Below are 14,639 nucleotides of genomic sequence, written 5' to 3'. Positions count from 1 at the left end.
CGGCCGGCCGCCGCCGCGCCGCCGGTCAAGCGGGGAATCAGGTGCCACACCCCGACCTGGCGCCGGCACGACGCGCTGCCGCCGTCGCCGCCGCGGCCGGCGCACCTGCTGGTGTTCGCCCCGGCCGGCGAGCTTGGCGCGCGGCTGGTCGAGCGGGCCACCGCCGCCGGTCACCGTGCCGTGCTGGTCGAGCCAGGATCGGTCGACGAGCCCGAGCACTACGGGCGGCTGCTCGACGAGCTGACCGTGGAGCCGGACGTGCCGCTGCGCGTGGTGCACGCCTTCGGAACGGAACCGGAGCGGGACCTGGAGGCCGCGCTGGACAAGGGTTTCTACAGCCTGATGTGGTTGACCAAGGCGCTCGGCCGCAAGCTCGCCGGCCGGGACGTCGAGCTGGTCGCCGCGGTGGCGGACACCTTCGACGTGCTCGGCGGGGACGCCACCAACCCGGTGCCGGCCACGATCGCCGGCATATGCCGCTCGATCGCCGCCGAGTACCCGCGGATCCGGGTCCGCTGCGTCGACCTGGAATCCGCGGCACCGGCCGAGCAACTCGCCGGTCAGCTCCTCCGCGAGGTCGAGCTGCTCGCCGATGATCCCGCCGAGGTGACCGCGTGGCGCCGGGACAGGCGCTGGGTCCGCGCGTTCGAGGAGACCGCGCTGCCCGCGGCGGCGGACGAGCAGGTCTGGCGGGCCGGTGGCACCTACGTGATCACCGGTGGCATGGGCGGCCTCGGGCTGATCATGGCCCGGCGGCTCGCCCCGCTCGGCGCCCGCCTTGCGCTTGTCGGCCGCACGGAGCTGCCCGACGAGGCGCACTGGGACGGGTGGCTGGCCAGCCACGACCCGGACGAGAAGGTCAGCGCGATTCTGCTGGCGATCAGGCAACTGCGGGCTGCCGGCGCCGAGGTGCTTCCACTTGCCGCGGACGTGAGCGACCCCGATCAGGTCAAGCGCGTTTTCCACGCCGCGCGCGAGGAGTTCGGCGTCGTGCACGGCGTGGTGCACGCCGCCGGCGTTCCCGGCGCGGGGTTGCTGGCCGCCAAGGGCAAGGCGGACGCGGCCGCGGTGCTCGCCCCCAAGGTCGCCGGCACGCTGGCGATCGCCGAGGCGCTGCGTGAGGATCCGCCGGAGCTGCTGGCGCTGTACTCCTCATCGGCCGCCACCATCGGCGGGTTCGGCGAGAGCGACTACTGCGCGGCCAACGCCTTCCTCGACGCGTTCGCCGCGTCGGCCACCGGTCGCGTGGCCGGGCGGGTGGTGTCGGCGGCCTGGGGCGCGTGGCAGTTCGACGCGTGGCAGGAGGTGACCCTGGCCGGGAACCCGGCGCTGGAGCGGGTCCGCCAGTACCGCGACGAGTTCGGCATCACCGACGACGAGGGTCCCGACACGCTCACCAGGATCCTGGCGGCCGGCGCCCCGCACGTGGTGGTGCTGACCAAGCCGATGGCCGACGTGGTCGCGGACCTGGCCGCGCTGTCCACTCCGGACGGTGAGCTGGCGCCCGGGATCGGCGGTGGGCCGCGCTTCCCGCGGCCGGAGCTGCGTACTCCCTACCTCGCCCCGCGCACGAACGTCGAGCGGCGGGTCGCCGAGGTGTGGCAGGACTGCCTCGGCATCGAGCAGGTCGGCGTGCACGATCCGTTCTTCGAGCTCGGTGGCACGTCGCTGGTGGGGATCACGGTGGTCAACCGCCTCGGCAAGGAGTTCGGCGTGGAGCTGGCCGCGGCCACGCTGTTCGAACGGCCGACGGTCGCCCAGTTCGCCGAGTTGCTCACCGGCCCGGACACGGCCGATTCATCATCCACCCCGACGTCGAAAGTGGACGGTAGTGCCGCGCGCGGGGAGCGGCGCAGGGCCATGCGCGCGAGGAAGACCCGAAGGTGAGGCACGGAATGACCAGCGAACTCGAGCACGACGACCTGTCCGGTGAGGTTTCCGGTGACATCGCCATAGTGGGGATGGCCGGCCGGTTCCCCGGTAGTGGGGATGTGCGCGAGCTGTGGCGCAACCTGCGCGCCGGCAAGGACCTGATGACCCGGTTCACCGAGGAGGAGCTGCGCGCCAACGGGGTGACCGACGAGCAGCTGGCCGATCCCGCCTACGTGCCGGTCGGCCCGGTGCTGGACGACATCGAGCTGTTCGACGCCGGCTTCTTCGGTTACGCCGCACGGGAAGCCCAGGTGATGGATCCGCAGCAGCGGCTGTTCCTGGAGTGCTCGTGGCACGCGCTCGAGGACGCCGGGGTGGACCCGGAGCGGACCGACGGGGCGATCGGCGTCTTCGCCGGCGGCCAGTTCTCCACCTATCTGACGAACAACCTCACGCCGCACCCGGATCTGGTGGAGACGGCCGGGTACGTCTTCGTCGGGCTGGGCAACGACAAGGACTCCCTGCCGCTGCGGGTGGCGCACGCCTTCGACCTGACCGGTCCGGCCTACGGCGTGCAGAGCTACTGCTCCACCTCGCTGGTCGCGGTGGCCGCGGCGTGCACCAGCCTGGTCTCCGGCGAGTCGGACATGGCGCTCGCCGGGGGCGCGGCGATCACCGTGCCGCAGCGGGTCGGCTACGTGTACGAGCAGGCCGGGATGGCCTCGCCGGACGGGAAGTGCCGGGCCTTCGACGCGGAGGGCAAGGGCACCCCGCTCGGCAACGGCGTCGGCGTCGTGGTGCTGCGCCGGCTGGAGGACGCGCTGGCCGACGGCGACCGGGTCTACGCGGTCATCCGCGGCTGGGCGGTGAACAACGACGGCTCGCTGAAGGTCGGCTTCACCGCTCCGGGCGTGCGCGGCCAGGCCGGTGTGGTGGCCGAGGCGCTGGCCGCGGCCGGGCTGTCCCCGGCCGACATCGACTACGTGGAGACGCACGGCACCGGCACCCCGCTCGGCGACGCCGCGGAGATCGCCGCGCTGCAGCAGGTGTTCGATGTGGACGGTGTGACCCGGTGCCGGGTCGGGTCGGCCAAGACCAACCTCGGTCACCTCGACCGGGCGGCCGGGGTGACCGGGCTCATCAAGGCCGCGCTCTCGATGTACCACCAGGAGATCCCGCCCACGATCAACTTCAGCACGCCCAACCCGCAGCTGGCGCGCAGCAGGGATCGGCTCGAGGTGGTCACCTCACTGCAGCCGTGGCCGCGCGGAGAGCGGATCCGCCGGGCCGGCGTGAGCGCGTTCGGCATGGGCGGCACCAACGCGCACGTGGTGCTGGAGGAGCCGGATCCGGTGCAGCGCGAGTCCCGGCTGCCGGCGCGGCCGCACCAGGTGCTGGTGTGGTCGGCGCGGACCGCGTCGGCGGCCACCGCGGCCACCGAACGGCTCGCCGCCGCGGTGTCCGACGAGGACGTCGATCTTGCCGATGTCGCCTACACGTTGCAGGTCGGCCGCAAGGTGTTCCACGAGCGCCGGGCGGCCGTCGTGCGGGACGCCGCCGACGCGGCCGGCGCGCTGAGTTCCGAGGCCGCGCACCGGGTGTTGGCCAGGGCCGACGCGAGTGCCCGGCGCCCGGTCGGGTTTCTGCTGGCCGGTGTCGGCGAGCACTACCGCGGGATGATCGGCGGCCTGTACCGCAGCGAGCCGGTCTTCCGCGCGGCCATCGACGAGTGCGCGGAGATCTTCCGGGATGAGCTCGGCACCGACCCGCTGACCGAGCTGACCGCGGAGGAGACCGCCAACGGCGCGGACCTGGCCCGCCTGCTCGGCCGTGCCGAGGTGCCGCAGGACGACACGTCGGCCGCCACCGAGGTGGTCCAGCCCGCGGTGTTCGCGGTCGACTACGCGCTGGGCAAGCTGCTGATGGCATGGGGTGTGCGGCCGAGCGTGCTGGCCGGCTACAGCGTCGGCGAGTTCGCCGCCGCCTGCCTCGCCGAGGCGCTGACCCTGGAGGAGGCGGCCCGGCTGGTCGCCGTGCGGGCCAAGCTGATCTCCCGGCTGCCGGCGGGGGCGATGGCCGCCGTCCCACTGTCCACGGCGGACCTCGGCCGGCTGGTCGGGTCGCCGGCGGACCTCGGACTCGACGTCGCCGCGGTGAACGGCACCGCGATGATCGTGGTGTCCGGCCCGGCCGACGCGGTGGCCGAGCTGACCGATCGACTTGCCGGGCACGACATCCCGTGCCGGCTGCTGCGCACCTCGCACGCCTTCCACTCGCGCATGCTGCGCCCGGTCGCCGACGAGCTGACCGCGTGGGCGCGGGCGAACCTGGACCCGAAGCCGCCGCGGATTCCCTACCTTTCCAACGTGACCGGCGCGGAGATCACCGAGCGGCAGCTGCGCGACCCCGGCTACTGGGCCGAGCACATGTGCCGCACGGTGAAGTTCGCCGAGATGCTCGGCAACCTGCTCGCCGAGGGCGAGCCGGCGCTACTCGAGATCGGCCCCGGCCAGTCGCTCGGCGCCCTGACCCGCAACCACCCCGACTGCCCGCCGAACCGGTGGCCGCTTCTCGTCCCGACGCTGCCCGCCGAGGCGGACCCGCGGCCGGACACCGAGGTGCTCACCGAGGCCCTTGCCAAGCTGTGGCTCGCCGGCGTGGACATCGACTGGCACGCCTATCACGAGGGCCGCGAGCCACGGAAAGTGGCGCTGCCCCAGTACCCCTTCGAGCGCCAGCGCTACTGGATCGACCCGCCCGCTCATCAGGCGCCCGCGGCGAGCGCAGCGAGCCGGGCGCCCGAACCCGCCTACACCGCCGACGACACCGTTGACGACGCCACCGACGAGCGGTTCTGGGGTCCGGTGTGGACACCGACGCCACTCGGCCCGCCCGGCGGCACGGTGCCGACCGGTCCGGTGTGGATCCTCGCCGATGACCGCGGCGTTGGCGCCGCTCTGGCCGAGCGGCTGGCCGGTGACGGGCGTGAGTGTGTGATCGTCCGGGACGAGGCCGAGAACTATGAGCGGCTGCTCGCCGAGGCCGGCACGCCCAGCGAGGTCATCCACCTGTTCGGCCTCGACGCCGGCGATCCGAGGCGGCTCGGTTTCGACAGCGTGTGCAGGCTCACCTCGGTGCTCGGCACGGAGGTGGCCGACCCCATCCGGATCACCGTGGTGACCGAGTCGGCGCGGGCGGTGCTCGACACCGACGTGCCGGACCCGCACCGGGCCACCGTCTACGGCGCCTGCATCGTCGGCTCGCAGGAGTTCGCCGGACTGCTGGTCCGCTCGTTCGACGTGTCCGGCGACGCTCCGGAGACGATCGCGGCCGCGCTGCACGCCGAGATCCGCGTCGGCGACAACGCCGGCGCGGTGGCTCTGCGCGACGGCGTCCGTTACGTGCTCGACTACCAGCCTCAGTCCACACCGGACACCGCACCGGTCGCCGTGTGCCCGGACGGGGTCTACCTGATCACCGGCGGTCTCGGCCCGGTCGGCCGGCTGATGGCCGGGCACATCGGCCGCGCGGGCGACAACACCGTGGTGCTGGCCGGCCGCAGCGGTCTCCCGCCGGAGGACGAGTGGGACCGGCTCGTCGAGGTGAACGACTCGCGCGCCGAGCGGATTCGCGCCGTGCAACAGCTGCGGGACAACGGAATCCGGGTCGAGGTCGCGGCCGCGGACATGACCGACGAGGCGGCCGTGCGGCACCTGGTCGACGACCTGTTCGACCGGCACGGCCGGTTGGACGGCGTGGTGCACCTCGCCGCCAACACCGCCCCGGAGACCTTCGGACCCATCACCGAGATCGGCCCCGAGGCCGTCGACGCGCACCTCACCGGCGGCAAGGTCGACGGCACGGTGGCGCTGGAGAACGCGCTGCGCGGCCGGCCGGTGGAGTTCGTGGTGCTGTTCTCCTCGATGTCGGCGGTGCTCGGCGGCCTGGGGTTCGCCCCGTACGTCGCCGCGAACACGTTCCTGGACACCGTGCCCTACCGGCACATCGACGACGCCACCCGCTGGCTGACGATCAACTGGGACACCTGGGCGGCCACCGCGGCCATGATCGACGAGGGTGGGCTCGGCGACCTGGGCGCCACCATGGTCGAGTACTCGATGACCGAGGAGCAGGCGCTCGCGGCGTTCGACCACGTGCTGGCGCATCCCTTGCCGCGCACCGTGGTCAGCGCCGGCGATCTGCCGAAGCGCAGCCGGCAGTGGCTGGTCAAGGATCTCACCGAGACCGCAACCGGCTCGTCGGGCGTCCGGCTGCCGCGGCCCGACCTCGCGCAGGAGTACGTGCCGCCGGCCGGTGATCTCCAGCGGGCGCTCGCCGGCGTATGGGAGGAGATGCTCGGCATCGACCGGGTCGGCGTGCGGGACAACTTCTTCGACCTCGGCGGCACCTCGCTGATGGGGCTGCAGCTGGTCAAGCGGATGCAGAAGGTGTCCGGTGTCGCGGTGTCCGCGGTGAACCTGTTCGAGGCGCCCACCGTGCACGCGATGGCTGTGCTCATTGAAGAGAAGGGCGGCGCGGCGGTCGCTCGGCAAGCGCCCGCGGCGAGCGCGGCGAGCCGGGTGCCCGAACATCAAGCGCCGATGGCGAGCGCAGCTAGCCCGGAGCCCACTCAACAAGCGCCCGCGGCGAGCGCAGCGAGCCGGGCGCCCGAGGAGGACCCGAATGCCGGCAAGATCGCAATCATCGGCATGGCCGGGCGGTTCCCCGGCGCCAACGACATTGCGCAGTTCTGGCGCAACCTCGCCGGCGGGGTGGAGTCCGTGGCCACGTTCTCCGCGGAGGAGCTGCTGGCCGCCGGTGTCCCGGAAGAGCAGGTGCACGCGCCCAACTACGTGCCGAGGCGCCCGGTGCTGGACGACGTGCGCGGGTTCGATGCGGCATTCTTCGGTTACAGCCCGAGGGAAGCGGAGATCACCGACCCGCAGCACCGGCTGTTCCTCGAGTGCTGCTGGGAGGCGCTTGAGGACGGCGGCTACGGGACGGGCGCCGGCCGCGGCCGGGTCGGCGTGTTCGGCGGCACCAACATCAGCACCTACCTGCTGCGCTTCCTGATGTCATCGTCCACTATGGACGTCGGGGAGACGGATGCCTACCAGTTCGTCATCGGCAACGACAAGGACTCGCTGACCACCAGCGTGTCCTACAAGCTCGGCCTGGCCGGGCCGAGCTTCACGGTGCAGACCTTCTGCTCGACCGCACTGGTCGCCGTGCACCTTGCCTGCCAGAGCCTGCGCCACTCCGAGTGCGAGCTGGCACTGGCCGGCGGCGTCTCCATCCACACCCCGGACCGCGTCGGGCACCTCTACGTTCCCGGCGGCATGGAGTCCCCGGACGGGCACGTGCGCACGTTCGACGCCGACGCGGGCGGCACCATGTTCGGTGACGGCGCGGGTGTCGTGCTGCTCAAGCGCCTGTCCGACGCGCTGGCCGACGGGGACACGGTGTACGCGGTGATCCGCGGCTCGGCGATCAACAACGACGGCTCGCTGAAGGTGGGCTACACCGCGCCGAGCGTGGTCGGCCAGGCCGCGGTGGTGGCCGACGCGATGGCCGACGCCGGCGTCACGGCCGAGGACATCGGCTACGTCGAGGCGCACGGCACGGCCACCCCGCTCGGTGACCCCATCGAGGTCGCCGCGCTCACCAGGGCCTTCGGTGAGACTGAGCGCACGCAGTACTGCCCGATCGGCTCGGTGAAGACCAACATCGGTCACCTCGCCGCCGCCGCGGGCATCAGCGGCCTGATCAAGACGGCGCTCACGTTGCGGCACAAGCAGATCCCGCCGAGCCTGCACTTCACGCGGCCCAGCCCGGAGATCGACTTCGAGAACAGCCCGTTCTACGTCAACACCGCGCTGTCCACCTGGGACGCGCCGGTCGGCCGGCCTCGGATCGCCGGGCTCAATTCGCTCGGCATGGGCGGCACCAACGTGCACATGGTTCTCGAGGAGGCGCCGTCGGCCGAGCCGCCCGCGTCGCCGTCGAACGGATCGGACCGCCGGTACGAGCTGATCACCGTGTCCGGGCGCAACGCCACCGCGGCCGACCAGGCGGTGCGCCGGCTCGCCGACCAGCTGGCCCGCCGGCCCGACGTCGCGCTGCGCGACGTGGCCAACACCCTGCAGCTCGGCCGGGAGGCCTTCGAGCACCGCAGGACCTGGGTCACCGACTCGATGGCCGAGATCGTCGCCACGGCCGGGGCCGGCGATCGCCCGTTGCCGCCGGGCGTGCTGGCCCGTGCCGAGCAGTTCCGGGGCCGGCCGGTGAACTTCCTGTTCGCCGGCGTCGGCGAGCACTATCCCGGCATGGTGGTCGAGCTGTACCGCAGGGAACCGGAGTTCCGATCCATTGTGGACGAGTGCGTCGAGGTCATGCGGGACGCCCTCGCGCTCGACCTGCTGCCCCTGCTCACCGCCGCACGCAGCACGGCCGGCGGCGAGGACTCGGCCCTGCTGGCCATGCTTGGCCGGACCGCCGAGACCACCGACCCGAACCGGGAGGCGTTGCGCCGCACCGAGATCGCCCAGCCCGCGGTGTTCGTGGTCGAATACGCGGTGGCCAGGCTGCTGATGAGCTGGGGCGTGCGCCCGGCGATGATGCTCGGCTACAGCCTCGGCGAGTACGTGGCCGCGGCGCTCGCCGAGGTCCTCCCGCTCGCCGACGCCCTGCGCCTGGTCGCCTTCCGGGCCGGCCTGATCGCCAAGCAGCCCGCCGGTTCGATGCTGGCCGTGCCCAGGTCGCCGGCGTGGCTGACCGAGCGGTTCGGCGACCTCGCCCCGCTCGGGATCGACGTGGCCGCGGTGAACGGGCCGGAGATCACCGTCATCGGTGGCGAGCCGGACGTAGTGACGGACTTCGCCGCCCGGTTGCAGCGCGACGACGTGCCCAGCACGAAGCTGCTGACCACGCACGCGTTCCACACCAGGATGCTCGATCCGGTGCGCGACGAGCTGACCGCCTGGGTCACCGCCAACATCCGGCCGCAGGCGCCGAAGCTGCCGTATATCTCCAATGTGACCGGCGAGCCGGCCGACGAGCGGCTGGTGACCGACCCGGAGTACTGGGCCCGGCACATGTGCTCGCCGGTGCGGTTCGCCGACGGGCTGGCCCGGCTGCTGTCCGATCCCGACCCGGCGCTGCTGGAGATCGGGCCCGGCCAGTCGCTCGGCGCGATGACCCGGGTGCACCCGGACTGCGCGCGCGAGCGCTGGCCGCTGATCTCTGCCACGCTGCCGGCCGCGGCCGATCCGCGCCCGGACGACCGGGTGCTCACCGACGCGCTCGCCCAGCTGTGGCTGGCCGGGGTGGACATCGACTGGCGCGCTTATCAGGAAGGCCGCCAGGCACGGCGGATTCCGTTGCCCTCATATCCGTTCCAGCGTCAGGAGTACTGGCTGGCCGGCGCGTCCGCCCCGCCCATGGCGCCCGGCGCCGTGCACGCCGGTCCGTCCGGTTCGGACCGTCCAGGCGCGGCGTTGACGGATCTTCCGCTGCTGCCTGAGGATCGTTGGGTGCACGCGCCGGTCTGGCGGCAGACCGCGCCGCGCGCGGGCGCCCTGCCGGCCGCACGCTGGCTGGTCTTCACCGACGACGGGCCCGCGGATTCGTTGTGCGAGCGGCTCGAGTACCGGCTGGTGGCCGCCGGCGGCAGCGTCGTGCGGGTCCGGCCGGGCGATGCCTTCGCCGCGACGGATGACGGGTACGTGGTGCGTCCCGGGGAGAGTGCCGACCTCCGCACCTTGCTCCGCGAGCTGCGCGACGGCGCCGGCCTGCCCGAGCGGGTGGTGCACCTGTGGACGTTGCGGGACACCGGGCTGGACGCCGGGCTACCCAGCCTTATCGCCTTCGCCCAGGCGGCAAGCGATGTCGGCGCGGAGGGCTGGATACTGGACACGGTGACCGCGGGCTCCCAGGCGGTGACCGGGGCCGAGGAGATCCGACCCGAGGTGGCCCCGCTGCTCGGGCCGACGCGCCTGATTCCGGTGGAGTATCCGGGAGTTCGCTGCCGGATGGTCGACCTCGACCCGGCCGAGCTGGCGGATCCGGCTCGGGTGGCCGGTCCGCTGCTGGCGGAGCTGGGCGATGGTGACGTGGACGCCGTCGTGGCGTTGCGGGGCGGTCGCCGGTGGCTGCTGGACTACGAGTCGGTGCCGGTCGCCGGCGAGCCGGCGGAGCCGTTGCGGGAGCGGGGTGTCTACCTGATCACCGGTGGGCTTGGCGGCATCGGCCTGGCCATGGCCGAGCGGCTCGCCCGCGAGTGCCGGGCCCGCCTTGTCCTCTTCGGCCGCACCGGGGTGCCGCCGCGGGAGACCTGGGATGCCGTGCTGGACAACGAGAAGACCGGCGACGAGGTGCGGCGGCGGCTGGCCGGCGTGCGGCGGCTCGAGGAGCTGGGCTCGGAGGTCCTGATCGTCACCGGCGACGTCAGCAAGCCCGCCGACACCGAGGCCGCGGTGCGCGCCGCCGTCGACCGGTTCGGTTGCCTGCACGGCGTTCTGCACGCCGCCGGGGTACCCGGCGTCGGGCTGATGCAGTTCAAGACCAGGGCCGAGGTGGACAAGGTGCTCGCCCCCAAGGTCGCCGGCACCCTCGCCCTCGACCGGGCGCTCCGCGGCCAGCGGCTGGACTTCCTCGTCCTGTTCTCCTCGATCACGTCGGCAACCGGCGGCGGCCCCGGCCAGGTCGACTACTGCGCGGCCAACGCCTTCCTCGACGCGTTCGCCCACGCCTCCGCCCGGCGCCCGGACGGCCCGCGCACCATCGCGGTCAACTGGGGCGAGTGGGAGTGGAACGGCTGGGAGGCCGGGCTGTCCGGGTTCGCCCCGGAAGTGGCGCAGTTCTTCCGCGACTACCGCGCCCAGTTCGGCATCTCCTTCGACGCCGGCTGGCGCGCCCTGCGGCGGATCCTCGGCACCGGGCAGCACCAACTCGCGGTGACCACCCAGGACTTCTCCGCCATGATCCGGGCGAGCGGCCAGTTCACCATCCAGGAGATCGCCGCGGTCCCCGCCGCCGAGTCGGACGGCGCCCGCCACCCCCGGCCCGACCTGAGCGTCGCGTTCGTCGCACCGTCCAACGAGGTCGAGGCGACCATCGCCGAGGTCTGGGCCGACATGCTCGGCCTCGACCGGGTAGGAACCGAGGACAACTTCTTCGAGCTCGGTGGCAACTCCCTGGTCGGCGTGGAGATCATGATCCGCATCCGACGTCGCCTCGGGATCGACGAGCTGGCTCCGCATGTCCTCTACGAGGCGCCCACCGTCGGTGCTCTTGCGCGGTTACTGAGCTCCAGCGGTGGTCAAAGCTCTACTGTGGACACGGCGGCTGAGCACAATGATCGCAGTCAGGCTCGTCGGGCTAACCTGGCGCGGCGACGGCGGCAGCAGTAGATCTGGTGTTGGCTTGCGTTGTCGGGTGGCGGTTCTTTGCTTTCGGCCGTTCCCGGCTGCGTCGGAACGCCGGGTGGGTCGCCTTGTGCTTGCTGGGCACGGCGTTCCGCGGCACGACTGTGGACAGGCGCCCCGTGTACTGATTGCGGGGCAGCCCTGTCCACAGCCGTGCACCGGAGTCGGTTTCCCTCGGCTAGGGGGGCCGGTCACGTAGCCATGATCGGGCAGGTGTGGGTGCGCCGTGGGCGGGGCTGGTGGCGAGGGTGGGTCGCGCGCCTGTGGACAGGTGCCCCGTCCACCTTCGCGGGGCCCGCCCTGCCCACAGGCGCGCTCAGTCTTTAACAGACTTTTCAAATCTATGAAGAAAAGAAAGTTAGAACGGCGGAGGATCCGGGTCCCACTCGGACGGCGCGGTGACTGGCTCGGGCTCCACCACATGCGTGAACCCCAGTGGGCTCGTCCACTCCAACCGGTCCCGGCCGAGTGTGCGGACCTGCCAGCCGCCGTCGTGCTTGGCGCGGTGGTGCCGCCGACACAGGCACTGGCAGTTGGCGTCACAGGTGGCGCCGGTTGGCCAGGGGATGCGGTGGTCCACATCGCACCGGCGGGCGCGACGGGTGCAGCCGGGATAGCGGCAGGTGCGATCGCGCACCTGCACGAACGTCTTCAACCACTGCGGTGGCGTGTAGCTCGGCGCGGTGAGATCGACCACGGCGCCGGTGTGGGGGTCGGTGCGCAGCCACCGCCAGCTTGTTGCTTCGGCCGCCAACTCTCGAGCCGCTTGGGCGGTCACCGGCAGCCCGTCGACCTCCGCCGGGTGCGCCGCGGCGGTGCCGGGGGCGGGCATGGTCAGGTGCACCTCGACCACCCGGTTGCTGCCGGTGTCGGTGCCGAAGAGTAGGTCGAGGGCGATGTCGGCCTCGATGTGCTGGAGGGTGCGGGGTTCGTTGCCCAGTGCCTTCAGTGCTCGGGCTCGGTCGGCGATGACCGCGTGGGCGGTGGCGATGTGCTCTGCCGTGTGGTGGATGGTCAGCGCCGCCATGCCCGGTTCGGTGGGGTAGGCATCGACCCGCCGCCCCCGGACCCGTTGCGTGCGGCGTTCCTCGGCGCCCTCCGGATCCACCGCCAACACCACCCTGGCCAACGCATTGCGTAGCTGGGTGGGGGTCTGTTGGCCGGCCTTGTCCAACACCTGGGCTTCCACGGCCAGGGCGTGGTCGTCGGACAACTCGGCCACCGCGTCGGCGATCAGCTGGGCCTTGTACTCCTCGATCCACCCTTGATCCAACGCCGCCAGGGTTTGCGGCAGCCGCTCAACCACAGTCCTCGCGAACTTCAACCGACGCTGCGCGGCCCGGTCGGACAGATGCAGCTGAGTGGCCACCTCCAGGCAGGCGAACTCATCACCCTCGGTGGCAGCGGCGTAGGCGGCCAACTGGCGCAACTGCACCGCCTGGTAGTGACCGATCAGGACACCAGCCAACGCCGCCTGCCCCAACAGGTCCTGGGGCTCGGCGGCGGTAGTGGGGTGGTCCTGGACGACGAGCACACCGACACGCTAGCCGACCCCACCGACAATTCCGGGCCCCCAACGGGCTTGATCAACAAATTGAGGGAAGATCTTTTGGAGAGCAGACGGGCCGGGGGGACGGCGAGGCTCAGTGAGCCAATTTCCTCTTGGTCGGGATGCGGTGGCGGGCCAGGCTTGTTGTTGATCACAGGTTGCTGATCACCGGCGTGGCGAGGTTCACGTGTTGTTCTACCGTGCCGCGCTGGCCGTGGTCACAGCAGACCCTGACCTTGACCTGCGGCCTGGTCCGCGCTCACCGCAGGCGGCTGGGGTCGGTGTGGCGCACGCTCAACCCAGGACAACCAGCACTGCTGGTGCTGGTGTCCCTGCGCACAGGCGAACCGTCCCCCGAGGTGGGCGCCGGGTCCGCGGTCTCCATCACGACATGCTGGCGCTATATATCAACGAAGTCGTCGAACTGGCCCAGCGGACCCCGAAGCTGCGGGAGGCACTGCGAAAGGTCAAACGGCAGGCTTGGCCTACGTAGGGATCGACGGCACGCTGATCCCGATCGACCGGATCGCCGCCGACCCGCCCCTTTTCTGCTGCGGCGAGCACACGATACACGCAGTGAACCTGCAGGTGATCGCGTTGCCAGACGGCACGATCCTGTGGGTCTCCGGTGACCTGCCCGGCAGCACCCACGACACCGCCGCCGCCCGGATCAGCAAGCATCCTCGCCGCGCTGCGCGACACCGGGCTGATCGCCTTGGGCAACCAGGGCTACCGCGGCGACGACCACACCCGGCCACCACCTGATCACCCCGCACAAAGGGGGCCGCCACCAACCCAAGCCCCACAACGACGCCAATCGCGCCCACGCCCGCCTGCGCGGACCCGGCGAACGCGCCACCGCCCCAACTCACCACCCGGCGCATCCTGCACAACCTCCGCTGCTGCCCCCGCCGCGCCGGCCGACTCGCCAACACCATCCACCCACTACACAACCACCAGGTCACCGCCGGATGACAATCTCATGGTGGAAGATCTTTTCGGGGACCGCTTCACGCGGGGCGGCCCACGCCATTGGGGGCGTGGGCCGCTTTGGGTGTTGTTGTGCTGTCGGGGTTACATCGAGCCGACCATCCAGGATGTTTCCTTGGAGAGGGTGATTGCGCCGGCGCCGTTGGAGCGGTTGCCGTCGCCGGAGTCGAACTGGTCGGCGGGGTGGAAGAGGCCGGCGGTGGTCTTGCCGATGCCGATGGCGCTGAGGTTGGTGGCGCCCATGAATGAGCGTTGCACGGACACGGTCGTGGTTTGGCCGGTGTTCCACCTTATTGTTTCGGTGGTGACGGTGTCGACGAGGGAGGCCGTGATCTGGGTCGCGGAACCGCGGATGGTGATTGTTGCCGACGTGTAGCCTGGGGTGCCCTGCGATACGCAGCTTGATACGTTTGCGCTGCCGGTGACCGCGCGGGTGGCCGTGTCGACGCGGACGTTGAGGCTACCTTCGCTGCACTCGATGAATTCCCAGGCGGACGGTTCGGACGCGGTAGCCGGGTTCAACGGGAGCGTGGCGGCCACCGTCGCGCACGCGGCGAGTACGGCCCCGAACCACCCCCGGATACCGAAGCGGTAAATCTTCATTCAGGCCCTCCACATTTGTTGACGTGCTTGTCACAGATTTTCACGAGGTTGCCATCGGGCGCCCATTCGGCGGTAATCGGGAGTCGGAGATGGCCCGGTTACCGGAAGGTGGGGGCTGCGTGGACGCCGCGCGCATAACGTTGGCTTCGGCAATGGAGAGAACCGCGGACAAGCCGACCAAACCTGCGGCGGTGAGTGAT

4 protein-coding genes and 1 pseudogene are annotated in these 14,639 nt (G+C 71.6%); 3 read left to right on the top strand and 2 right to left on the bottom strand.

Annotation, left to right across the window (positions count from 1 at the left end; translation table 11 throughout):
• Both VGX25_RS09015 and VGX25_RS09010 read left to right on the top strand, forming a co-directional pair.
• The coding region (locus VGX25_RS09015; RefSeq protein WP_326917175.1) for an SDR family NAD(P)-dependent oxidoreductase at positions 1–1,887 on the top strand (1,887 nt) is incomplete at its 5' end.
• An 8-nt stretch (positions 1,888–1,895) separates the two neighbouring features.
• Entirely contained in the window at positions 1,896–11,282 is a 9,387-nt protein-coding gene (locus VGX25_RS09010; protein ID WP_326917174.1) for a type I polyketide synthase, read from the top strand.
• 373 nt (positions 11,283–11,655) lie between these two features.
• Here VGX25_RS09010 and VGX25_RS09005 read toward each other — a convergent pair whose 3' ends face one another.
• Positions 11,656–12,831 carry an HNH endonuclease signature motif containing protein gene (locus VGX25_RS09005; RefSeq protein ID WP_326917173.1) on the bottom strand — a complete coding sequence of 392 codons (1,176 nt, stop codon included), beginning with the start codon at positions 12,829–12,831 and terminating at the stop codon, positions 11,656–11,658.
• Positions 12,832–13,033: 202 nt separating this feature from the next.
• Between VGX25_RS09005 and VGX25_RS09000 the strand changes: the two are divergent.
• Positions 13,034–13,821: pseudogene (locus tag VGX25_RS09000) on the top strand (transposase family protein).
• A gap of 99 nt (positions 13,822–13,920) precedes the next feature.
• On the opposite strand, the gene VGX25_RS08995 reads toward VGX25_RS09000, so the two are convergent.
• Positions 13,921–14,439 (bottom strand): hypothetical protein, encoded by a 519-nt coding sequence (locus tag VGX25_RS08995; RefSeq protein ID WP_326917172.1) that lies wholly within the window; start codon positions 14,437–14,439, stop codon positions 13,921–13,923.
• Between the last annotated feature and the right edge of the window lie 200 nt (positions 14,440–14,639).

This window comes from Actinophytocola sp. (genome assembly GCF_035942955.1).
Lineage (GTDB): Bacteria > Actinomycetota > Actinomycetes > Mycobacteriales > Pseudonocardiaceae > DASYTH01.
Note: the sequence above shows the minus strand (reverse complement) of the source record. Positions and strands in the feature narration are given on the sequence as shown.

Coding starts and splice junctions, on each gene's coding strand:
- VGX25_RS08995 (WP_326917172.1), bottom strand. CDS start 14,439: ATGAAGATTTACCGCTTCGGTATCCGGGGGTGGTTCGGGGCCGTACTC.
- VGX25_RS09010 (WP_326917174.1), top strand. CDS start 1,896: ATGACCAGCGAACTCGAGCACGACGACCTGTCCGGTGAGGTTTCCGGT.